This is a genomic window from Pseudomonas sp. AC255 (assembly GCF_979258175.1).
The window spans coordinates 1,066,487-1,086,478 of sequence record NZ_OZ409841.1; the positions used below are offsets into that span (position 1 = coordinate 1,066,487).

The window sequence follows — 19,992 nt, forward strand, 5'->3', positions numbered from 1 at the left end:
CCTGATAAATCAAAGAAGCGCGGCTTATGACAGGGCATTTTGGCGTATTGACCAGAATGGGCGTTCCGGTCAAGATACGGGCGGTTTTGCGCTCGCCGTAGGCAGACTGGCGGTTTCAAGAGCACCTCTAAAGACAGGGCACAGGCAGTAGACGGTGATGCGCAGCGCAAGTCCGGCGCGCAGTTTACACAGCGTGAGAATGAATGACCCGACAGTCACCCCTGACGAACGGTCACCGCTCTTCGCGAAGTGAATCACCTCACATTCAAGCCGGCGTTTTTAGAGGTGCCCTTGTCGCCCGATGAGCATCATCCGCCAGGTTCGCCTAGGCGACTTTCTTTTCACCGGAGAGTAACGAGGAATCCATGAAGGTTCTTGTAGCTGTCAAACGCGTTGTGGATTACAACGTCAAGGTCCGCGTCAAGGCGGACAATTCCGGCGTCGACCTCGCCAACGTCAAGATGTCGATGAACCCGTTCTGCGAAATCGCCGTGGAAGAAGCCGTACGCCTGAAAGAGAAGGGCGTTGCGACTGAAATCGTCGTCGTCTCGATCGGCCCGACCACCGCTCAGGAGCAGCTGCGTACCGCACTGGCTCTGGGTGCCGACCGCGCCATCCTCGTCGAATCCGCTGAAGACCTGACCTCGCTGGCCGTGGCCAAGCTGCTCAAGGCCGTTGTCGACAAGGAGCAGCCTCAGCTGGTGATCCTTGGCAAACAGGCGATCGACAGCGACAACAACCAGACCGGCCAGATGCTCGCGGCACTGAGCGGCTACGGTCAGGGCACCTTCGCTTCGAAAGTCGAAGTCTCCGGCGACAGCGTTGCCGTGACTCGCGAAATCGACGGTGGCGCGCAGACCGTTTCGCTGAAACTGCCGGCCATCGTCACCACCGACCTGCGTTTGAACGAGCCGCGCTATGCGTCCCTGCCAAACATCATGAAAGCCAAGAAGAAGCCTCTCGAAGTGCTGACTCCGGACGCTTTGGGCGTTTCCACCGCCTCCACCAACAAGACCCTGAAAGTCGAAGCGCCGGCTGCACGCAGCGCGGGCATCAAGGTCAAGTCGGTGGCTGAACTGGTTGAAAAACTCAAGAACGAAGCGAAGGTAATCTAAATGACTATCTTGGTTATTGCTGAACACGACAACAAAGTGTTGGCCCCGGCCACACTGAACACCGTGGCTGCTGCGGCCAAAATCGGCGGCGACATCCACGTTCTGGTAGCAGGTCAGGGCGCAGGCCCGGTGGCCGAAGCCGCAGCGAAAATTGCTGGCGTGAGCAAAGTCCTGAATGCTGACAACGCCGCTTACGCGCATCAGCTGCCAGAGAACGTAGCTCCGCTGGTTGCTGCTCTTGCCCATGAAGGCGGGGGCGCTGGCTACAGCCACATCCTGGCTGCCGCGACCTCCAACGGCAAAAACATCCTGCCGCGCGTTGCTGCTGCGCTGGACGTTGACCAGATCTCCGAGATCATCTCGGTAGAAAGCGCTGACACTTTCAAGCGTCCGATCTACGCCGGTAACGCCATCGCCACCGTGCAATCGACCGCCGCGATCAAAGTGATCACCGTGCGTGCCACCGGTTTCGATCCGGTTGCTGCTGAAGGTGGTTCGGCTGCCGTTGAAGCCGTTGGCGCTGCGCACGACGCCGGTACCTCGAGCTTCGTCAGCGAAGAGCTGGCCAAGTCCGATCGTCCTGAGCTGACCGCTGCCAAGATCGTCGTCTCTGGCGGCCGCGGCATGCAGAACGGTGACAACTTCAAACACCTGTACGCGCTGGCCGACAAGCTCGGCGCTGCTGTTGGCGCTTCGCGCGCTGCGGTCGACGCAGGTTTCGTACCGAACGACATGCAGGTCGGTCAGACCGGCAAGATCGTTGCGCCACAGCTGTACATTGCCGTCGGTATCTCCGGCGCGATCCAGCATCTGGCCGGTATGAAAGACTCCAAAGTGATCGTTGCGATCAACAAGGACGAAGAAGCGCCGATCTTCCAGGTGGCCGATTACGGCCTCGTGGCGGATCTGTTCGAAGCAGTACCTGAGCTGGAGAAGCTGGTCTAATCCGGCGGCTTCACTTATAAAGAGCCCGGCCTGTTGGTCGGGCTTTTTTTGTCTTGGATTTGACTGGGGAGCGTTTTGCCATGGATCTGCGCTGCGGATGGTTGTTGGGATGGGTGCTGTTGCCAGGTCTGGCCACGGCCGCTGGCAAGTGCGAGCGCCTGGTTGTCACCGGCAGCCCGGATGCGCCGCCCTATCTGTGGCAGGACCCGCAAAATCCCAAACGCCTGATCGGCGCTAGCGCCGATTTGCTGCAGCAAGTGGCCAAGGATCTGGGCATCAAAGTTGACCTGCTCTACGCCGGCAAACGCTCGCAGGCCCTCGATGAAGTGCGCAGCGGGCGCATGGACATGCTGGCCGACGCGCCGTTGACCGTGAATGAGCTGGAAAACCTCGACTACATCCATCCGCCACTGCTGGAAAACGACTATCTGGTGTGGACGCGCAAAGGCTCGACGCTGTCCTACGGCGAGGCCAGCGACCTGAAGGGCCATGCCGGCGCGGTGTCGGAAAAGTCTCGGATGACCCAGGCATTCGGCACTTTCGCCGAACAGAATCTGACCCTGACGCGGACAGCCAATCTTACCCAGGCCCTGCAGAAACTTCTTTTGGGCGAGGTGGAATATGTCCTCGCCGGACGTTACTCAGGCCTGGCCGCCGCGCAGACATTGGGCATGACCAGCGATCTGTTGGCGTTCGAACAACCCATCGACCGGCCGGGTCTGTTCCTCGCGGTTTCGCATAACTCGGCCTGCAACGATCCGTGGTTGCGCGGACAGCTCGCCAAAAAGATGACAGAATTGCCCGCGTCCGGACTGACGGAAGCCGCGCTGCAACGCAACATCGAGCGCTGGAAGGCGCAACAGCAACAGTCGCCACAACCTGTCAGTGCCCCAAAACAGTAGGGATTCTTAGTGAGTATTCGACCTTTTTCCGCGGCTGTGGCCGTTCTGGCCCTGGCCGGGTGCGCATCCGATCCGGCACCCAGTGAACAAATGCGTTTGACCGAACAAGCCATCGTGCAGGCCAAGGCAGTCGGCGCTACCGCCGACGAAGTGCCGGAAATGCAGCTGGCCGAAACCAAGTACAACCGCGCCAAAGGCAGCATGGCCGACGAGTCCTATCGCAACGCGCGCATGCGTGCCGAGCAGGCCGAACTGGATGCACGTCTGGCCGAAGCCAAGGTGCTGACGAAAAAAGTGAAGAACAGCTGAATGTGCTCAATACCCGCATTGTCCGCCTGCGCAAGCAGCTGCAACTGGGGAAGCACAATGAGCCTCAAGTCCAACGCTTTCGGCATCCTGCTTCTTGCCGGTTGCGCCAGCCTGTACGGCTGCGCCGGCCAGCACAGCGAGGCGGCGCTGCAACAGGCCGGCGCTGATTTCCAGAAGGCCAAGGAAGATTCCAACGTCCTGCGCATTGCGCCGAAAGACGTGATCCGCGCCGGCGAATCCCTGGCCCGTGCCGATCGGCTGTCGACCTATTGGGGCAGCGGTGCCGACGTGGTGCATTACGCCTACTTGAGCCAGCGCTACAGCGAAATCGCCCGCGAGCACACCAACCAGGCGCTCAACGAGGAACGCGCAGCCAAGCTCGAGCTTGAGCGTCAGCGTCTGCAACTGGCTCTGCGCGAGTCGAAGCTGCTCAGTGTGCAGCAGCAGGGCAAGTGGCTGGAGGAACAGATCGAGGCGCTGGCCACCACACAGACCGATCGGGGGCTGGTCATGACCCTCGGCGACGTGTTGTTCGACACCGGCCAGGCGGAACTGAAAAACTCGGCCAACCGTGTCGTGCTGAAGATCGTGCAGTTTCTGCAACTCAACCCCAAGCGCGTGGTGCGCATCGAGGGTTACACCGACAGCACGGGTGGCAAACAGGAAAACCTCAAACTGTCCCGCGATCGTGCGCAGTCGGTGGCTGACGTGCTGGTCGATCTGGGCATCGATGAAAAACGCATTCAGGTCGAAGGTTATGGCGACCAGTTTCCGGTTGACGCCAACGCCTCCGAGCGCGGCAGGGCGCAGAACCGCCGGGTGGAAATCGTGTTCTCCGACGAAAAAGGCCAGCTCGGCGCCGCCCGCTGAGGGCTGCGTCTCTGGAAAGCCCGGACTGTCATGCAGTGCCGGGCTTTTTTATGTCTGTCGATTGCTGCGCAAAACCGTACAGATGGGGCAGACACCCCACTGTACGGTCGAGTAATCTGGCAACTGTCCCAGTACACTTCTAAACTGTTCCGGTATTGTTTCACACAAGAATAAAACGCCCGTGAAATCGAGTGCTGCGTCATGACCAATCTCTTGCTCTACCAACGTATTGCTCAGCAACTGGCCGAAGACATCCGCCGTGGTGTCTATCAACCGGGGAGCGCGTGCCTTCGGTGCGCAAGATGAGTTCGCAGCTCAACGTCAGCCATGCGACGGTGTTGCAGGCTTACGCCAACCTTGAAGATCAGGGCCTGATCCGCGCTCGGCCGCAGTCGGGTTACTACGTGCACCAGACCCCAGCGCTGACCGCGCCGACGCCGGATATTGCCCGGGTCGAACGGCCGGGGCTGGTGACGCGCAGCAGCATCATTCAGCAGGTATTGGTCGAATCCCGCCGCGAAGGCGTGTTTCCGCTGGGCGCTGCGGTGCCGAGCGTCGATTATCTGCCGGTGCGCGCGCTGCATCAGCAACTGGCCAAAGTCACCCGGTTTCACAGCCCACGGGCATTCAGCTACATGTTCAGCCCCGGCTTCGAACCGCTGCGTCGGCAAGTCGCGATCCGCATGCGTGACGCCGGCGTGGTGGTCGATCCATCGGAAGTGGTGATTACCCACGGCTGTGTCGACGCCTTGCAGATGTCGTTGCGCGTGCTGACCCGGCCGGGCGATCTGATCGCTGCCGAATCACCGACCTATTATGGCCTGCTGCAACTGGCCGATCTGCTCGGCCTGAAAGTCATCGAAATCCCCAGCGACCCCGCCACCGGCATGAGCCTGGAAGCCTTGCAACTGGCCGCCAACCAATGGTCGATCAAGGCGCTGGTGCTGACCACGCGCCTGAGCAATCCCCTCGGCGGGACCATGCCGGAAGAGCGTCAGAAACAGTTGTTGCGTCTGGCCTCGGATTTCGACATTCAGATTGTCGAAGACGATATCTACGGCGAACTGATGTTCGAGCAGGGCCGTACCAAGGCGCTGAAGGCTTACGACAGGCTGGATCGGGTGATCTACTGCTCGAGCTTCTCCAAAACCTTGTCGCCAGGTGTGCGTATCGGCTGGATGATCGCCGGCAAATACCAACAGGAAATCCAGCGCCTGCAAACCTTCAGCACCCATTCGGCGTGCAGCGTCACGCAGATGGCGATTGCCGCCTATCTGGAAAACGGCGGTTATGACCGGCATTTACGCTACATCCGCCAGGAATACCGGAAAAACCTCAGCGCGTTCCAACTGGCGGTTCAACAGCATTTCCCTGAAGGCACGCAGATGTCCCGGCCAACGGGCGGTTTCATCCTTTGGGTGAGCTTGCCGGGGCGGGTCAACACCCAGGAATTGCATGTCCGCGCACTGCAACAAGGCATCAGCATCGCGCCGGGTCTGATCTTCAGCAACACCGAGCAGTTCAACCACTGTATCCGCCTCAACTGCGGCATTCCGTGGAACCGCGAAGCGGAGCGCGCGCTGATGACGCTGGGTCTGTTGGCGACCCAACTGTGTCAGGAAATGGCTGGCGGATTCTGAACGAGGAGGGCGGTGGTGCTTGTCATGTGACGCACAACAAGCGAGCATGTGGCCCTCTGCCGTTAGTTCGTTGGGTCCATGAAAGCCATTGTTCCTGCCGCGTGGGTATTGCTGGGTTTGTTGATGATCGGTCAGGCACCGGGTGTCATGGCGGCCGCAGCCCAGGAAAAACCGGCAGCGACCAGTACGACGAAGAAAGCCGTCAAAACCGTGGCTCCGGCAAAAACAGCCCAGGCCAAAAAAACGCCACGGTGAAGAAGCGCCGCCCGGTTGCCTCGAAGTCGAAATCCGCCAGCGAAGTGGCCAAGACCAAATTGCCGCCGGCAAAACTCGATCTCAGCCTGCCCAAGGATATGGTTGAAGACCTGAAGCCACAGGGCACCGTAGAACTGCCCAAACGCGAGGCCATCCTGCCGCAGATGTTTGGCGAAAAAGATAACGGCTTCCAGCTCAACGGCCGCTTGCTCAGCAATGAAATGGAGTTGCAATTGCGCAACGAAGCGCGACGCGATGTGGAAGGCGCGGCGCTGGATTTCGAATTCAAGCAATAGATGCAGGCCTCTGCGACGCGCAGAGCAGACGCTTCGTCGGAGACTGCCCGGTCACTTTTACTTATCGTTGAAAAGCCGCTTGCAGCAATTTGAAACAGCTGTTTTAGCGGTTACTCTGTTTCCCGTCTCTTTACACATCGCCCGTCGCGAGGATCTGTTCGTCATGAAATGCCGTGAAGGCTGTGGCGCTTGCTGCATTGCCCCCTCCATCAGTTCGCCGATCCCCGGCATGCCCGATGGCAAACCCGCCGGCGAACGTTGCGTGCAACTTTCGGTCGATAACCTGTGCAGCATTTTCGGCCGTCCGGAACGTCCGGCTGTGTGCTCGGGTTTCGCTGCGGATGTCGAGGTGTGCGGCAGCAGTTCGCAAGAAGCGATCAGGTTGATCGGCTGGTGGGAGCAGATGACGGCGGCATGATGTGTTCACGAACGGAACTTCAACAATAAGGAATAACACTATGGGTTCGCTGCACCGTATCGCTGTGTTGTGTGGTCTGACTGCCGTACTTGCCACTTCGGTCGTCCACGCGGAAGACTGGAAAGTTGCCAAGAACGAAGACGGCATCAAGGTTTCCCTGAGCGAAATAGCCGGTTCGGATTACAAGTCCTACCAAGGCGTTGCGTTGATGAAAACCACCGTTGCCAAACTGCGCGCCTTGCAGGAAGACGTCTCCGGCGCCTGCGCGTGGATTCACGAATGCAAGAGCCAGAAACTGCTCAAGCACGAAGGCGATCTGAGCTGGACCTATTCGCAATTCAATACGCCATGGCCGGTGACCCCGCGTGATTCGGTGTTGAAGATCACCACTGTTGAGGGCGCCGATGGCAGCCTGACCCGTAATCTTGAGGGCGTGCCGACCTATCTGCCGGAAGAAAAAGGCTTCGTGCGGGTCCAGCAAGTCAAAGGCTTCTGGAAGTTCGTGCCTAAAGGCGATCAGGTTGAAGTGACTTACCAGGTGCACACCGAGCCGGGCGGTAGCGTGCCGGCCATGGTCGCCAACAAGTTTGTGGTCGATGCGCCATTCAATACCCTGAAAGCGCTGAAAGAACGCGCCGAGAAATAATCAATTGGCTGTAAGCAAAACGCCCCGATCGCTTCGGGGCGTTTTGTTTTGTCTCTAAATTGTATTTCCAGATATGCGTTGCACGAAATTTTCACAAAGTCTCCAAGACAATTCGCCCGCACTTGTTGACTGCCATTGCGTTGCCAACCTTCGAATGAAAGTCTCGAAGGGCTGGGCAGTAATCAATGGCAATGGTGTGAACGATCGTGCAACATTTGCGCACCGCGCACGCCCCGGGGTCTGGATTGACCAATAGAGGGCATGGCGCCGCTGTATTTTTGCAACTTCAACTTCCAATGGGTCCTAAAACGACATGGCAAACCCGGACGCCCTGAGTCAGCAGCGATCTTCTGCTCGTCTGCTGCAACCGACCGTCAAATCGCATCTGGCCTACACGCTGCTGTGCGCGCTGGTCATGATGGTGATGTTTTCCGCGCTGCGCCTCGCGCTGCTGGTCTACAACCGCGAGATGATCCTCGACACCCCGGCCGCGACCTTCCTTGAAGCGTTCGTCAACGGTCTGCGTTTCGACCTGCGCCTGGTGGTCTACCTGTGCATTCCGCTGGTGCTGGCGCTGTTCAGTGCCCGGGCCATGGCCGCGCGCGGTTTCTTCCGTCTGTGGCTGACCGTCGCCTCGAGCATCGCGCTGTTCCTCGGCCTGATGGAAATGGACTTCTACCGCGAGTTTCACCAGCGCCTCAATGGTCTGGTGTTCCAGTACGTGAAGGAAGACCCGAAAACCGTAATGAGCATGCTCTGGTACGGTTTCCCGGTGGTGCGCTACGTGCTGGCGTGGGTAATCGGCACGGTCATTCTGACCCTGGCGTTCAAAGGTGCCGACCGCGCCACCCGCCCGCGCGGACCGTTCAGCGGCGGCAGCGTCAGCTCCCGTCAGGTTGCGCCGTGGTACACCCGCCTGGCGGTGTTCGTGGTCTGCCTGCTGATCTGCGTGGTCGCCGCTCGCGGCACCCTGCGTCAAGGTCCGCCGATGCGTTGGGGTGACGTCTACACCACCGATTCCAACTTCGCCAACCAACTCGGCCTCAATGGCACGCTGTCGCTGGTCGCCGCAGCCAAGGCGCGCATGGGCGAAGACCGCGACAATATCTGGAAAGCCACGCTGCCGCAGGAACAGGCGCAGCAAGTGGTGCGCGACATGCTGCTGATGCCGGACGACAAACTGGTCGATGCCGACATCGCCGCTGTTCGCCGCGACTACATGCCGCCGGCTGACAAGACCCTGCCGATCAAGAACGTTGTGGTGATCCTGATGGAAAGCATGGCCGGTCACTCGGTCGGTGCTTTGGGCGCGCCGGGCAATATCACCCCGTACCTGGACAAGCTGTCGAAGGAAGGCCTGCTGTTCGACCGTTTCTTCTCCAACGGCACCCACACCCATCAGGGCATGTTCGCGACGATGGCCTGCTTCCCCAACCTGCCAGGTTTCGAATACCTGATGCAGACCCCGGAAGGCAGCCACAAACTGTCCGGCCTGCCGCAGCTGCTCAGCGCCCGCGACTATGACGACGTCTACGTCTACAACGGCGACTTCGCCTGGGACAACCAGTCGGGCTTCTTCAGCAACCAGGGCATGACCAACTTCGTTGGCCGCAATGACTTCGTCAACCCGGTGTTCTCCGATCCGACCTGGGGCGTGTCCGACCAGGACATGTTCGATCGTGGCCTGCAGGAACTGAAGGCGCGGGAAAACGGCAAGCCGTTCTACGCGCTGCTGCAAACCCTGTCCAACCACACACCGTACGCCTTGCCGACGCCATTGCCGGTCGAGCGCGTGACTGACCGTGGCAGCCTCAACGAACACCTGACCGCCATGCGCTACTCCGATTGGGCGCTCGGCCAGTTCTTCGAGAAGGCGCGCAAAGAGAAGTACTTCAACGAAACCCTGTTCGTCATCGTCGGCGACCACGGCTTCGGCAACGAGCGCCAGATCACTGAAATGGACCTGGGCCGCTTCAACGTGCCGATGCTGATGATCGCCCCGGGCATTCAGCAGAAGTTCGGTACCCGCGACCACACCGTGGGTACGCAGATCGACATCGTGCCGACCATCATGGGCCGTCTCGGTGGCGAAGTGCGTCACCAGTGCTGGGGCCGTGACCTGCTCAACCTGCCGCAGGGCGACACCGGTTTTGGCGTGATCAAGCCTTCGGGCAGCGAGCAGACCACCGCCATCGTCACCGCCGATGAGATTCTGGTGCTGCCGCGTGACAAGGACATGGGCCCGAAAATCTGGAAATATCAGCTCGGCGCCAACCCGCATGCCGAAGTAGTGCCGGACGCGCCGCGCACTGCCGAACTCAAACTCAAACTTGAGGCGTTCCTGCAAACCGCGACCAAGAGCCTGCTCGATAACACCGCCGGTGTTATTCATGGCAAGCCGGACTGATCACTTCTTAAAGTCGACGCAATAAAAAAGAGGCCCTTGAACAAGGGCCTCTTTTTTTACCGCTTCAAATCGTCATATCTTGCCGAGTAACAACAGCACCAGCAGCACGACCAACACCACGCCGATAATGCCCGACGGGCCATAACCCCAACTTCTTGAGTGCGGGAAGACCGGCAGACCACCGATCAGCAACAGGATCAGGATGATGATTAGAATTGTGCCCATGGGTGATTTCCTTGTTCAGAGTCTGGAAGAGTCTTGATGCTCAGTGGGCAGCTGGAGAGCAACTAAATTCCAGCCGGCTTACATGTTCCGACTTGCGCCGATGAAAAAAATTCAATGTTTTTTTAATGTATTTGGATTGCTCGGTTATTTCCTTTCCAGCAAAAAGATCGCAGCCTCGTTGCACTCGTCTGCTCCTGCATGAGACCAACCGGAAAACAATGACGGCTGGAATCTTTTGATCCTCCATTCAGCAACTGGATGGAGCGTGGGTGAACGAAGTTCCTTCGCTACACTCGGCGCATCTCTCCCGGAACAACAAGGCTGTCCGCTATGCAAAATCGCATGATGATCACTGGTGCAGGCTCAGGCCTGGGTCGCGAAATCGCGCTGCGCTGGGCCCGTGAAGGCTGGCGGCTGGCCTTGTCCGATGTCAGTGAGCCCGGCCTGCAGGAAACCCTGAAGCTGGTGCGCGAGGCGGGCGGTGACGGTTTCATCCAGCGCTGCGACGTGCGCGATTACAGTCAGCTCACCGCCTTCGCCCAGGCCTGCGAGGAGAAGCTCGGCGGCATCGACATCATCGTCAACAATGCCGGCGTCGCCTCGGGCGGATTCTTCAGCGAGTTGTCGCTGGAGGACTGGGACTGGCAGATCGCGATCAACCTGATGGGCGTGGTCAAAGGCTGCAAGGCGTTCCTGCCGCTGCTGGAAGAGAGCAAGGGCAAGATCATCAACATCGCCTCCATGGCCGCGTTGATGCAAGGCCCGGCAATGAGTAACTACAACGTGGCCAAGGCCGGCGTAGTGGCGTTGTCGGAAAGTCTGCTGATCGAACTGGCGCAGCAGGAAGTGGCGGTGCATGTGGTTTGCCCGTCGTTCTTCCAGACCAACTTGCTCGATTCTTTCCGTGGCCCGACCCCGGCCATGAAAGCCCAGGTCGGCAAGTTGCTGGAAAGTTCGCCGATCAGCGCCGCCGACATCGCTGACTACATCTATCAGCAAGTCGCCGCCGGCGAATTCTTGATTCTGCCCCACGAACAAGGGCGCATGGCCTGGGCGCTCAAACAGAAGAATCCGCAACTGCTCTACAACGAAATGACTTCCATGGCCGAGAAAATGCGCGCCAAGGCCAAACAAAACAACGCTTGATCTTGTTCGATTCCCGCCGCGTCGTTAGGGTGGCCGCCACGGTCACCCTGTCGAGACGCCTCCATGCTCAATTACTTGTGGTTCTTCCTTGCGGCGCTGTTTGAAATCGCCGGCTGTTTTGCCTTCTACATGTGGCTGCGCCAGGGCAAGAGCGCGTTGTGGGTGATTCCCGCGTTGCTCAGCCTGACCCTGTTCGCGCTGTTGCTGACCCGTGTTGAAGCGGCCTACGCCGGGCGCGCCTATGCCGCGTATGGCGGGATCTACATCGTTGCTTCGATTGGCTGGCTAGCGGTGGTCGAGCGGGTGCGTCCGCTGGGCTCGGACTGGATCGGCATGGCCCTGTGCGTGGTCGGTGCCAGCATCATTCTGTTCGGGCCGCGCTTTTCCGCTGCCTGAGGCTTTTGTGCGAAGCGTCTGACAGCTGCGGGCGTGGGCGCCTGTAGGGCAAGACTGATTTGCTCGTCGTGGATTGTGAAGACGCTGTAAGCCGCGCATCTTCAGGGTTTGCCAGTCCTGAAGGATGAATCCCATGCTTGTACTCAGCCGTGTGGTCGGTGAGTTGATTTCAATCGGAGACGACATCACCCTGCGTGTTCTGTCGGTCAACGGCTCCAGCGTGCGCTTCGGCGTCGAGGCGCCGAAAAAGGTCCATGTACACCGCGCCGAGGTCTATGACCGGATCAAGCGCAAGGAGGCTGCGGCGAAGGCTGGCTGACGGCTTCAGTCGAACAGATGCTTGGGTACGTCGTGCTTGAGCATCAGCTGGCACTGCTCGCTTTCCGGATCGAACACGATCAATGCCTGGCCTTTGGTCAGTGCCTGACGCACGCGCAGGACGCGGGTTTCCAGCGGGGTGTCATCGCCGTTGTCGGTACCGTCGCGGGTGACGAAATCCTCGATCAGGCGGGTGAGGGTGTCGACTTCAAGCGCGTCGTGGGGAATGAGCATGGGCACCTCGGTCAAATCAATGTCGGGATGCTACGGGGAATGGGTTTTGCCTGCCAGTTTTGTATTGGCCGTGCCTGCCAATTCGCGAGCAGGCTCGCTCCCACCTTTGAAATGCGATCCCTGTGGGAGCGAGCCTGCTCGCGAAGGCGATTATCTGTTCACCGAAGGCTCAACTTTCAGAACGCTGCCCCACCAGACTGTCCACCGGCGGCACCCGGGTTTCGCTTTCCATCTGCGTGTCATGCTCGATCTGATGGCTGAAGCGATCCAGTGAGGCATTGGCCGGCGCCGCATCGCTGGCAAAGACCGGCGGGCTCAGAATGTACGCGCCGAGCAAACGGCTGAGCGCCGCCAGGCTGTCGATGTGCGTGCGTTCGTAGCCATGCGTGGCATCGCAGCCGAAAGCGAGCAGGGCGGTGCGAATATCGTGGCCGGCGGTGACCGCCGAGTGCGCATCGCTGAAGTAATAGCGGAACATGTCACGGCGCACCGGCAATTCGTGTTCATCGGCCAGACGCAACAGATGCCGCGACAGGTGATAGTCATACGGCCCGCCCGAATCCTGCATTGCCACGCTCACCGCGTGTTCGCTGGAATGCTGGCCGGGGGCGACCGGTGCGATGTCGATGCCGACAAATTCGCTGACGTCCCACGGCAATGCCGCCGCTGCACCGCTGCCGGTTTCCTCGGTGATGGTGAACAGTGGATGGCAATCGATGTTCAGTTCCTGGCCGCTGTCGACAATTGCCTTCAGGGCAGCGAGCAGTGCCGCGACGCCGGCCTTGTCGTCGAGGTGGCGAGCACTGATATGGCCGCTTTCAGTGAACTCCGGCAGCGGATCGAAGGCCACCACGTCGCCGACATGGATGCCCAGCGATTCGCAATCGGCTTTGGTCGTGCAGTAGGCATCCAGACGCAGTTCGACGTGGTCCCAACTGATCGGCATTTCATCGACCTGGGTGTTGAACGCATGCCCGGACGCCATCAGCGGCAACACGCTGCCGCGAATCACCCCGGTGTCGGTAAACAGGCTGACCCGGCTACCCTCGGCAAAGCGACTCGACCAGCAGCCGACCGGGGCTAGGGTCAGGCGACCGTTGTCTTTCACCGCACGCACAGCAGCGCCGATGGTGTCCAGGTGCGCAGACACCGCGCGGTCAGGGCTGCTCTTTTTGCCCTTCAACGTCGCGCGGATGGTCCCGCGCCGGGTCATTTCAAACGGAATGCCCAGCTCTTCGAGACGCTCGGCGACGTAGCGCACGATGGTGTCGGTGAACCCGGTCGGGCTGGGAATGGCGAGCATTTCCAGCAGGACTTTTTGCAGGTAAGCCAGATCCGGTTCAGGGATTTGTGTGGTCATGGTCATGGAAACTCCTGATGGGTTGAGCACACCGATGGTTTCGATGAGAGAAAGATTTGTGGCGCCTGATCGGTCCTCATCGCTGGCAAGCCAGCTCCCACAGTGTTGTGTATACCGCGGGAACTGTGGGAGCTGGCTTGCCAGCTTTGGCGTCAGTGCAGCCGCCGGGTAATCAAGAGATCGCCGGCTGACTATGCGGAAACAACAGATCGACAAAGCGCTCCGCCGTCGGCTGCGGTTCATGGTTGGCCAGGCCGGCGCGTTCGTTGGCTTCGATGAACACGTACTCGGGCTGATCCGCCGCCGGCACCATCAGATCGAGCCCGACCATCGGAATGTCCAGCGCCCGCGCCGCGCGCACTGCCGCGTCGACCAGGGTCGGATGAAGAATGTCGGTCACGTCTTCCAGCGTACCGCCAGTGTGCAGATTGGCCGTGCGCCGCACGAACAGATGCTCGCCGGCCGGCAGGATGCTGCTGTAGTCGTAACCGGCCGCGTGCAGCGTGCGTTGGGTTTCGTGGTCGAGCGGGATCTTGCTTTCGCCGCTGGTGGCCGCTTGCCGACGGCGACTCTGCGCTTCGATCAGCGCACCGATCGAATGCTGACCATCGCCAACCACTTCCGCCGGCCGGCGAATCGCCGCCGCTACCACTTCAAAACCGATCACCACGATGCGCAGATCAAGGCCTTCGTGGAAGCTTTCCAGCAGCACGCGACTGTCAAACTGCTTGGCGGTTTCGATGGCCTTCTGCACTTCTTCGATGGTGCGCAGATCCACCGCGACGCCGTGGCCCTGTTCGCCATCGAGAGGCTTGACCACCACCCGTTGGTGCTCATCGAGGAAGGCCAGGTTGTCGTCGGCGTTGCCCGCCAGTTGCTGCGCGGGCAGTTTCAGACCTGCGCCTTTCAGCACTTTGTGGGTCAGGCTTTTGTCCTGGCACAAGGTCATGCTGATCGCACTGGTCAGGTCGCTCAGCGACTCGCGGCAACGCACGCGACGGCCGCCGTGGCTGAGGGTGAACAGCCCGGCGTCGGCGTCATCCACTTGCACGTCGATACCGCGCCGATGCGCTTCTTCGACGATGATCCGCGCGTAAGGATTGAAATTCGCCTCCGGGCCCGGGCCGAGAAACAGCGGCTGGTTGATGCCGTTCTTGCGCTTGATGGCGAACGTCGGCAGGTTGCGGAAACCCAGTTTGGCGTAAAGGTTTTTCGCCTGGCGGTTGTCGTGCAGCACCGACAGATCCAGATAAGCCAGACCACGACTCATGAAGTGCTCGACCAGATGTCGCACCAGCACTTCGCCGACGCCGGGGCGCGAGCAATGCGGGTCGACCGCCAGGCACCACAGGCTGCTGCCGTGTTCCGGGTCGTTGAAGGCTTTTTCATGATTGAGACCCATGACACTGCCGATCACCGCGCCGCTGTCCTCGTCTTCCGCCAGCCAGTACACCGGGCCGCCCTGATGATGTGGGGTGAGCAGCTCCTGATCGATCGGCAACATGCCGCGCGCCTGGTACAAACGGTTGATGCCCTGCCAGTCGGTTTCGCTTTGCGCACGACGAATGCGGAAGCCGCGAAACACCCGCGTGGCCTGCCGGTAATCGCTGAACCATAAACGCAGGGTGTCGGATGGATCGAGAAACAGCTGCGTCGGCTCGAGGCCGAGAATCTGCTGCGGTGCGGCAACATACAGGGCGATATCGCGTTCACCGGGCTGCTCGTTGAGCAGCTCCTGCGCGAGCGATGCCGGGTCGGGAAAGGTATGGCCGATCAGCAGCCGGCCCCAGCCGCAATGTACGGCAATCGGGGCGGTGGCAGGCTCGCTGCCGTCTTCGGCCAGGCGCGCCTGCAAACGTTCATACGAGGGGGCCTGACCACGCAACAGGCGCTGGTTGATGGACGTGGCATGGGGTTTCATCAATCAGATTCCTTGTTCACTGAGCCACAGGTTCAGGGCCGCCAGTTGCCACAGTTTCGAACCGCGCAACGGGGTCAGTTGGCCTTGCGGATCAGTCAGAAGCTTGTCGAGCATGGTCGGGTTGAACAGGCCGCGATCCTGGCTCGGATCCAGCAGCAGTTCGCGCACCCAGTTGAGCGTGTCGCCCTGCAAGTGCTTGAGACCCGGCACCGGGAAATAGCCTTTCTTGCGGTCGATCACTTCGCTTGGAATGACCCGGCGCGCAGCTTCTTTCAGCACTTGCTTGCCGCCATCGGGCAGCTTGAATTGACCCGGCACCCGCGCCGACAGTTCGACCAGTCGATAGTCAAGAAACGGCGTACGCGCTTCCAGGCCCCAGGCCATGGTCATGTTATCGACGCGTTTGACCGGGTCATCGACCAGCATCACCGTGCTGTCCAGGCGCAGCGCCTTGTCCACGGCAGCCTCGGCGCCGGGCTGGGCAAAGTGCTGTTTGACGAAATCGCCCGCCGCATCGTGGTCGACAAGCCATTTCGGCCGCACAGTCGCCGCGTAGTCGTCGTAGCTGCGATCGAAGAACGCATCGCGGTAGGCCGCGTATGGGTCCGCCGCGCCGTCGACCTGCGGATACCAGTGGTAACCGGCAAACAGTTCGTCCGCGCCCTGGCCGCTCTGCACCACTTTGCAGTGCTTGGCCACTTCACGGGACAACAGATAGAAAGCGATGCAGTCGTGGCTGACCATCGGCTCGCTCATCGCCCGGAACGCGGCGGGCAGTTGCTCGATGATTTCTTTCTCGTCGATGCGCAACTGATGGTGGCGCGTGCCGTAGTGCTTGGCGATCAGGTCGGAATACTGGAATTCGTCGCCGCGCTCGCCGCCGGCATCCTGGAAACCAATGGAGAAGGTCGACAGATTCTCTACACCGACTTCGCGCAACAGGCCGACGAGCATGCTCGAATCGACACCGCCGGAAAGCAACACCCCGACATCCACTGCCGCACGCTGACGAATCGCCACCGCTTCGCGGGTGCTGTCGAGGACGCGATCGACCCAGTCTTCCAGATTGAGGTTTTTCTCGTCTTCATTCGGGCCGTAGGGCAGGGTCCACCAGGTTTTCTGCTCGGTGCGGCCATCGGCTTCAACGCGCATCCAGGTGGCGGGCGGCAGTTTTTCGATACCGGCCAGCAAGGTGCGCGGCGCGGGTACGACCGCGTGGAAATTCAGATAGTGATTGAGCGCCACCGGATCAAGAATCGGGTTGATATCGCCGCCCTTGAGCAGCGCCGGCAGTGCCGAGGCAAAACGCAAGCGTTGGCCGGTGCGCGACAGGTACAACGGCTTCACGCCGAGACGGTCACGAGCGATGAACAGGCGCTGGGCATCGCGCTCCCATATGGCGAAGGCGAACATGCCGTTGAGCTTCGGCAGCAGCGCCTCGCCCCAGGCGTGATAGCCTTTGAGCAGCACTTCGGTGTCGCCACCGGAATAGAAGGCATAACCCAGCGCTTCAAGCTCTGCGCGCAATTCCGGAAAGTTGTAGATCGCACCGTTGAACGCCAGGGACAGGCCCAGTTGGCTGTCGATCATCGGCTGCGCCGAGCCGTCCGACAGGTCCATGATTTTCAGGCGTCGATGGCCCAGGGCAATCGGCCCCTGGGCATGGAAGCCCCACGCGTCAGGGCCGCGAGGGGCCAGGTGATGGGTGATTCTTTCGATCGCTGCAAGGTCTGCAGGTTGTTGATCAAAACGTAACTCGCCAGCTAATCCGCACATATTCCAAAAGGCCTTGTGTCTGCTGGGTCTAGGCGCATCTACCTCGAGTCGAGTACCAAATTTGTACCTTTTCTTGGTAAATCCAGCTTTTCAAGCTCCACAATATCGCTCGAGGAGCTGATCCACTTGGCATAGGTTGAAAGCAGAACCTGGACGCTATGTCCGAGTTGCGCGGCGATGAATGCCGGGTTCATTCCGGACATCAGACACATTATTGCGTCGGTGTGCCTGGTGTCATACATCCGGCGATATCGAATCCCCGCCTCGCGCAGCGCCGTCAACCAATAGCGCTTAGCCCCCGTTTCGGATCGGATGTACAGCTCTGATTTATCATCCGAACCTTCCGGCGCGAAAACATAATCAGAGCGCGCCGCCGTAAGAGGTCTGGCTTTTTCGAGTGCCTGTAGAGCGCGATCGTTCAATAAAACTTCCCGCGACACCTTTGTCTTGGTCTTTTCTGATCATCACCGCGTGGCGCAGAAGGTCGTTGACGCCGCAAGCGCCGGCCTTGAAACGGCAGCAACGCAATCGGACACTCCGGCAGGGATGGTGAAGTTTTTCCGAAGGTCGCTTGATCAATAGTTAGGGCCAAGCATGGCCGACAGCACCACCTCGGCGAGAATCCGGTGGCCGAAGTCGTTAGGGTGATTCAGCCCATTTCCGCTGACGTCCAGATAGTTTTCCTGGACATCATCATGTCCCATGCCGATGTCATGTCAGCTATCGCCACAGAAGGGTTTTGCTTGGCCAGCTGTTTCAGCACTGGCAGATATCCTGTGACGTTTGAGCGCCTCTGAGTAAAAGTCAAAGGGTTCGCCCGTAGTGGAGACACCAGAAGAATCGGCACTCTTGGTTGTTTGGCTCTGATAGCAGTAATCACGGTCTGCATGTTTTTCTTGTATTCGTCAGGTGCGAATACGCCGCCGTCGTTCATCCCGAAGGCCAACACCACAAGGTCTGACTTTTTATCGTTGACGCGATATTCAACGGCGGACACTGCGTTGATAGAACTCCAGCCGCCGACTGCGTTATTGCGCGACTCAAACATCGATGGGTATCTGTTATTCAAATACGCCATTACAAGGCCTGTGTAGCCAGGTTGATTGGGTGCTGCGTAGATGCTGGTAGCATTGGCGCCGGCAGTAATGGAGTCTCCGAAGAAAGTTATGGAAAGAGGGACAGACCCGACAGCTCTCCTGAATCCGCCCAGGTTTCCGATGGCTTTGGGGGCGAATATTTTGGTCTTGTCGTAAGTGATTGCGTACTGAAAATCCTGAAAGCCCGTAGCGACCCGAACGCCATAGTTCTTCCGGTCACTATCGGTTATCTCCTGAGAATAGCCACGTGGCGCACGCTTTATGGCGCTGCCTGGCGTCAGCTTGATCCCTTCCTTCGTCGGTATGTAGTCGACCATCGGCTTGAATACTTGGCCGTTCGCGGGGTTATAGACCATGCGAATTTTCTTGGGGGCAAACATCGTCCGGACAAAGTTGGAGCCACCGTCCTCTGTATAAAAGGTTTCACCAAAAACAGTAGTTCCGGTCAGGGCATGCTTGTCGGTGTGGAATTTGCTGACTACCGCCGCCCCACAATCAAGATTGTTGCAGGACTGAAAGTTTTCCTCGATAGGAACGCCGTCAGGACCATTTGCAGCATTAGCGGTGCCAGCAATAACCAGCACCAGGGAAGTCAGGAGGTAACGCATTTAGGCTTTGCTCGCGTGTATTTTCTGATTGCCGTATTCAATGGCTTTTCAATAAAGAGGTGAGCGGAAATACCGGCGGTATGGCACACGAACAGGTAGCAGGCCAGATAGATCCAGACGTTGAAAGTTTGATCGAGCCCCGCGCGCATCCAGAAGAACAGGAACAATGGCGCAACGAAACCGTGGACAAGGTACAGGCTGTAGGACGCATCGCCGAGCAAGCCGAAAACCTTTGATTCTTTGGTTTCCCGTTCAAGGCTCAGCGCTGCCCAGACGAGAAGGAATGCAGGCATGCCCCAGGCAACCGGGCGATAAAGCAGGCCGGGAATGTTGATCAGCCCGTTGTGCTCGACAAACAGGAACAGGGGGATTGCGAGCACAGCAACCGCAATGGCCACGCTTCTGGGCATGAGTGTGCCGCCCGAAACCAAACGGTAAAGGAAGATGCCGAGCATGAACTCAACAATCATCGGGTTTGCGAATGTTGTTGCTACCGCGCCAACATGCGTATTGGAAGCGAGCAGCATGGCGGCAAAGAAGAAAACGATCAGACCCACTTCCAAAGTCGCCAGTGTCTGTGCGCGGAACAACAGTACGACGGCAATGGCGGTGTAAAACATGAACTCTACTTGCAGTGTCCATCCGATGCCGAGAATCGGAGGGCGCGTCCAATGAGTGAATGTCAGTGTTTGCACATACCAGGCCCAGTCCATCTTGGAGCCGTTGAAAAAATAGGCCAGGTCGTTGGTGACATTATCGATCTTGCCGTTCATGACCAGCCATGAAACGAACACCACCACACTGATGGTGAAGCAGTACATCGGCCATATCCGGGTGATCCGGCGCCACATGAAGCTTGCCGGCCCCATTAGTGCTACCGAGTCCATTCTGTACAAACCGCCGTACAGAATGAACGGCATGATGAAACCACTGATGATGAAAAAGATGTCGACACCAAAGCCGCCGAGGTTGGTCACGCTCGAAGGCACGCCATAAATCTGAAGGTTCGCGTGGGCGCAGACGACGAGAAACGCCGCGATAAAGCGCAGGTACTGGATGTTTTTTATCATTCGTCCGTGCTCGGGAAGTGTGCGCTTGTAGAAGGGCG

Annotated in this window: 17 protein-coding genes and 4 pseudogenes; 13 read left to right on the plus strand and 8 right to left on the minus strand. The window is 59.2% G+C overall.

Annotated features, from left to right (window positions below; all coding sequences use genetic code 11):
- Positions 1-365: 365 nt before the first annotated feature.
- The 10 genes and pseudogenes from ACZZ0K_RS05030 to ACZZ0K_RS05075 all read left to right on the plus strand — a co-directional run bounded on the left by ACZZ0K_RS05030 (position 366) and on the right by ACZZ0K_RS05075 (position 9,803).
- Positions 366-1,115, plus strand: a complete 750-nt coding sequence (locus ACZZ0K_RS05030; RefSeq protein WP_007908338.1) for an electron transfer flavoprotein subunit beta/FixA family protein — start codon at positions 366-368, stop codon at positions 1,113-1,115.
- Entirely contained in the window at positions 1,116-2,060 is a 945-nt protein-coding gene (locus ACZZ0K_RS05035) for an electron transfer flavoprotein subunit alpha/FixB family protein (RefSeq protein WP_258707056.1), read from the plus strand.
- Between the two features lie 80 nt (positions 2,061-2,140).
- Positions 2,141-2,962 carry a substrate-binding periplasmic protein gene (locus tag ACZZ0K_RS05040; RefSeq protein ID WP_252878690.1) on the plus strand — a complete coding sequence of 274 codons (822 nt, stop codon included), beginning with the start codon at positions 2,141-2,143 and terminating at the stop codon, positions 2,960-2,962.
- Between the two features lie 9 nt (positions 2,963-2,971).
- Positions 2,972-3,312 (plus strand): annotated as a pseudogene (locus tag ACZZ0K_RS05045) (DUF4398 domain-containing protein); the annotation flags it as partial.
- Positions 3,313-3,328: 16 nt separating this feature from the next.
- Positions 3,329-4,141, plus strand: a complete 813-nt coding sequence (locus ACZZ0K_RS05050; protein ID WP_258707054.1) for an OmpA family protein — start codon at positions 3,329-3,331, stop codon at positions 4,139-4,141.
- A gap of 201 nt (positions 4,142-4,342) precedes the next feature.
- A pseudogene (locus tag ACZZ0K_RS05055) lies at positions 4,343-5,781 on the plus strand (aminotransferase-like domain-containing protein).
- 78 nt (positions 5,782-5,859) lie between these two features.
- Positions 5,860-6,332: pseudogene (locus ACZZ0K_RS05060) on the plus strand (translation initiation factor 2).
- Positions 6,333-6,495: 163 nt separating this feature from the next.
- Complete coding sequence (locus tag ACZZ0K_RS05065) at positions 6,496-6,750, plus strand: YkgJ family cysteine cluster protein (protein ID WP_071173185.1); 255 nt, start codon at positions 6,496-6,498, stop codon at positions 6,748-6,750.
- A 40-nt stretch (positions 6,751-6,790) separates the two neighbouring features.
- Positions 6,791-7,396, plus strand: coding sequence for an START domain-containing protein (locus ACZZ0K_RS05070; protein ID WP_258707053.1), 606 nt, complete (start codon positions 6,791-6,793; stop codon positions 7,394-7,396).
- Between the two features lie 313 nt (positions 7,397-7,709).
- Positions 7,710-9,803: an LTA synthase family protein gene (locus ACZZ0K_RS05075; protein WP_130900013.1), complete on the plus strand. Its 2,094-nt coding sequence runs from the start codon at positions 7,710-7,712 to the stop codon at positions 9,801-9,803.
- A 72-nt stretch (positions 9,804-9,875) separates the two neighbouring features.
- Here ACZZ0K_RS05075 and ACZZ0K_RS05080 read toward each other — a convergent pair whose 3' ends face one another.
- On the minus strand, positions 9,876-10,028 hold the full coding sequence (locus ACZZ0K_RS05080) for a DUF3309 family protein (protein ID WP_003183939.1): 153 nt from the start codon (positions 10,026-10,028) through the stop codon (positions 9,876-9,878).
- 330 nt (positions 10,029-10,358) lie between these two features.
- Here ACZZ0K_RS05080 and ACZZ0K_RS05085 point away from each other — a divergent pair, with 330 nt between their 5' ends.
- The 3 genes from ACZZ0K_RS05085 (at position 10,359) to csrA (ending at position 11,889) form a co-directional block, all read left to right on the plus strand.
- Positions 10,359-11,174, plus strand: a complete 816-nt coding sequence (locus tag ACZZ0K_RS05085) for an SDR family oxidoreductase (protein WP_041478247.1) — start codon at positions 10,359-10,361, stop codon at positions 11,172-11,174.
- A gap of 63 nt (positions 11,175-11,237) precedes the next feature.
- The gene (locus ACZZ0K_RS05090; RefSeq protein WP_016770946.1) at positions 11,238-11,570 is read left to right on the plus strand and encodes a YnfA family protein; all 333 of its coding nucleotides are present in this window, start codon (positions 11,238-11,240) and stop codon (positions 11,568-11,570) included.
- A 133-nt stretch (positions 11,571-11,703) separates the two neighbouring features.
- Positions 11,704-11,889, plus strand: a complete 186-nt coding sequence (gene csrA, locus ACZZ0K_RS05095) for a carbon storage regulator CsrA (RefSeq protein ID WP_024013891.1) — start codon at positions 11,704-11,706, stop codon at positions 11,887-11,889.
- A gap of 5 nt (positions 11,890-11,894) precedes the next feature.
- On the opposite strand, the gene ACZZ0K_RS05100 is transcribed toward csrA, so the two are convergent.
- The 7 genes and pseudogenes from ACZZ0K_RS05100 to ACZZ0K_RS05130 all read right to left on the minus strand — a co-directional run bounded on the left by ACZZ0K_RS05100 (position 11,895) and on the right by ACZZ0K_RS05130 (position 19,954).
- Positions 11,895-12,122: a YheU family protein gene (locus ACZZ0K_RS05100; RefSeq protein ID WP_003172962.1), complete on the minus strand. Its 228-nt coding sequence runs from the start codon at positions 12,120-12,122 to the stop codon at positions 11,895-11,897.
- Positions 12,123-12,291: 169 nt separating this feature from the next.
- Positions 12,292-13,482: an osmoprotectant NAGGN system M42 family peptidase gene (locus ACZZ0K_RS05105; RefSeq protein ID WP_252878687.1), complete on the minus strand. Its 1,191-nt coding sequence runs from the start codon at positions 13,480-13,482 to the stop codon at positions 12,292-12,294.
- A 172-nt stretch (positions 13,483-13,654) separates the two neighbouring features.
- A complete protein-coding gene (ngg, locus tag ACZZ0K_RS05110) occupies positions 13,655-15,403 on the minus strand; it encodes an N-acetylglutaminylglutamine synthetase (protein ID WP_252884659.1) in 1,749 nt (582 codons plus the stop codon).
- 3 nt (positions 15,404-15,406) lie between these two features.
- Positions 15,407-17,179, minus strand: coding sequence for an N-acetylglutaminylglutamine amidotransferase (locus ACZZ0K_RS05115; RefSeq protein WP_258707052.1), 1,773 nt, complete (start codon positions 17,177-17,179; stop codon positions 15,407-15,409).
- 38 nt (positions 17,180-17,217) lie between these two features.
- Positions 17,218-17,622, minus strand: a pseudogene (locus ACZZ0K_RS05120) (site-specific integrase); the annotation flags it as partial.
- Positions 17,623-17,828: 206 nt separating this feature from the next.
- Positions 17,829-18,884 (minus strand): SGNH/GDSL hydrolase family protein, encoded by a 1,056-nt coding sequence (locus ACZZ0K_RS05125; RefSeq protein WP_463558998.1) that lies wholly within the window; start codon positions 18,882-18,884, stop codon positions 17,829-17,831.
- Entirely contained in the window at positions 18,869-19,954 is a 1,086-nt protein-coding gene (locus tag ACZZ0K_RS05130) for an acyltransferase family protein (protein ID WP_252878683.1), read from the minus strand. The genes ACZZ0K_RS05125 and ACZZ0K_RS05130 overlap by 16 nt, the downstream gene beginning before the upstream one ends.
- Positions 19,955-19,992: the final 38 nt, after the last annotated feature.

Coding starts and splice junctions, on each gene's coding strand:
- ACZZ0K_RS05030 (WP_007908338.1), top strand. CDS start 366: ATGAAGGTTCTTGTAGCTGTCAAACGCGTTGTGGATTACAACGTCAAG.
- ACZZ0K_RS05035 (WP_258707056.1), top strand. CDS start 1,116: ATGACTATCTTGGTTATTGCTGAACACGACAACAAAGTGTTGGCCCCG.
- ACZZ0K_RS05040 (WP_252878690.1), top strand. CDS start 2,141: ATGGATCTGCGCTGCGGATGGTTGTTGGGATGGGTGCTGTTGCCAGGT.
- ACZZ0K_RS05050 (WP_258707054.1), top strand. CDS start 3,329: ATGAGCCTCAAGTCCAACGCTTTCGGCATCCTGCTTCTTGCCGGTTGC.
- ACZZ0K_RS05065 (WP_071173185.1), top strand. CDS start 6,496: ATGAAATGCCGTGAAGGCTGTGGCGCTTGCTGCATTGCCCCCTCCATC.
- ACZZ0K_RS05070 (WP_258707053.1), top strand. CDS start 6,791: ATGGGTTCGCTGCACCGTATCGCTGTGTTGTGTGGTCTGACTGCCGTA.
- ACZZ0K_RS05075 (WP_130900013.1), top strand. CDS start 7,710: ATGGCAAACCCGGACGCCCTGAGTCAGCAGCGATCTTCTGCTCGTCTG.
- ACZZ0K_RS05080 (WP_003183939.1), bottom strand. CDS start 10,028: ATGGGCACAATTCTAATCATCATCCTGATCCTGTTGCTGATCGGTGGT.
- ACZZ0K_RS05085 (WP_041478247.1), top strand. CDS start 10,359: ATGCAAAATCGCATGATGATCACTGGTGCAGGCTCAGGCCTGGGTCGC.
- ACZZ0K_RS05090 (WP_016770946.1), top strand. CDS start 11,238: ATGCTCAATTACTTGTGGTTCTTCCTTGCGGCGCTGTTTGAAATCGCC.
- csrA (WP_024013891.1), top strand. CDS start 11,704: ATGCTTGTACTCAGCCGTGTGGTCGGTGAGTTGATTTCAATCGGAGAC.
- ACZZ0K_RS05100 (WP_003172962.1), bottom strand. CDS start 12,122: ATGCTCATTCCCCACGACGCGCTTGAAGTCGACACCCTCACCCGCCTG.
- ACZZ0K_RS05105 (WP_252878687.1), bottom strand. CDS start 13,482: ATGACCACACAAATCCCTGAACCGGATCTGGCTTACCTGCAAAAAGTC.
- ngg (WP_252884659.1), bottom strand. CDS start 15,403: ATGAAACCCCATGCCACGTCCATCAACCAGCGCCTGTTGCGTGGTCAG.
- ACZZ0K_RS05115 (WP_258707052.1), bottom strand. CDS start 17,179: ATGTGCGGATTAGCTGGCGAGTTACGTTTTGATCAACAACCTGCAGAC.
- ACZZ0K_RS05125 (WP_463558998.1), bottom strand. CDS start 18,884: ATGCGTTACCTCCTGACTTCCCTGGTGCTGGTTATTGCTGGCACCGCT.
- ACZZ0K_RS05130 (WP_252878683.1), bottom strand. CDS start 19,954: ATGATAAAAAACATCCAGTACCTGCGCTTTATCGCGGCGTTTCTCGTC.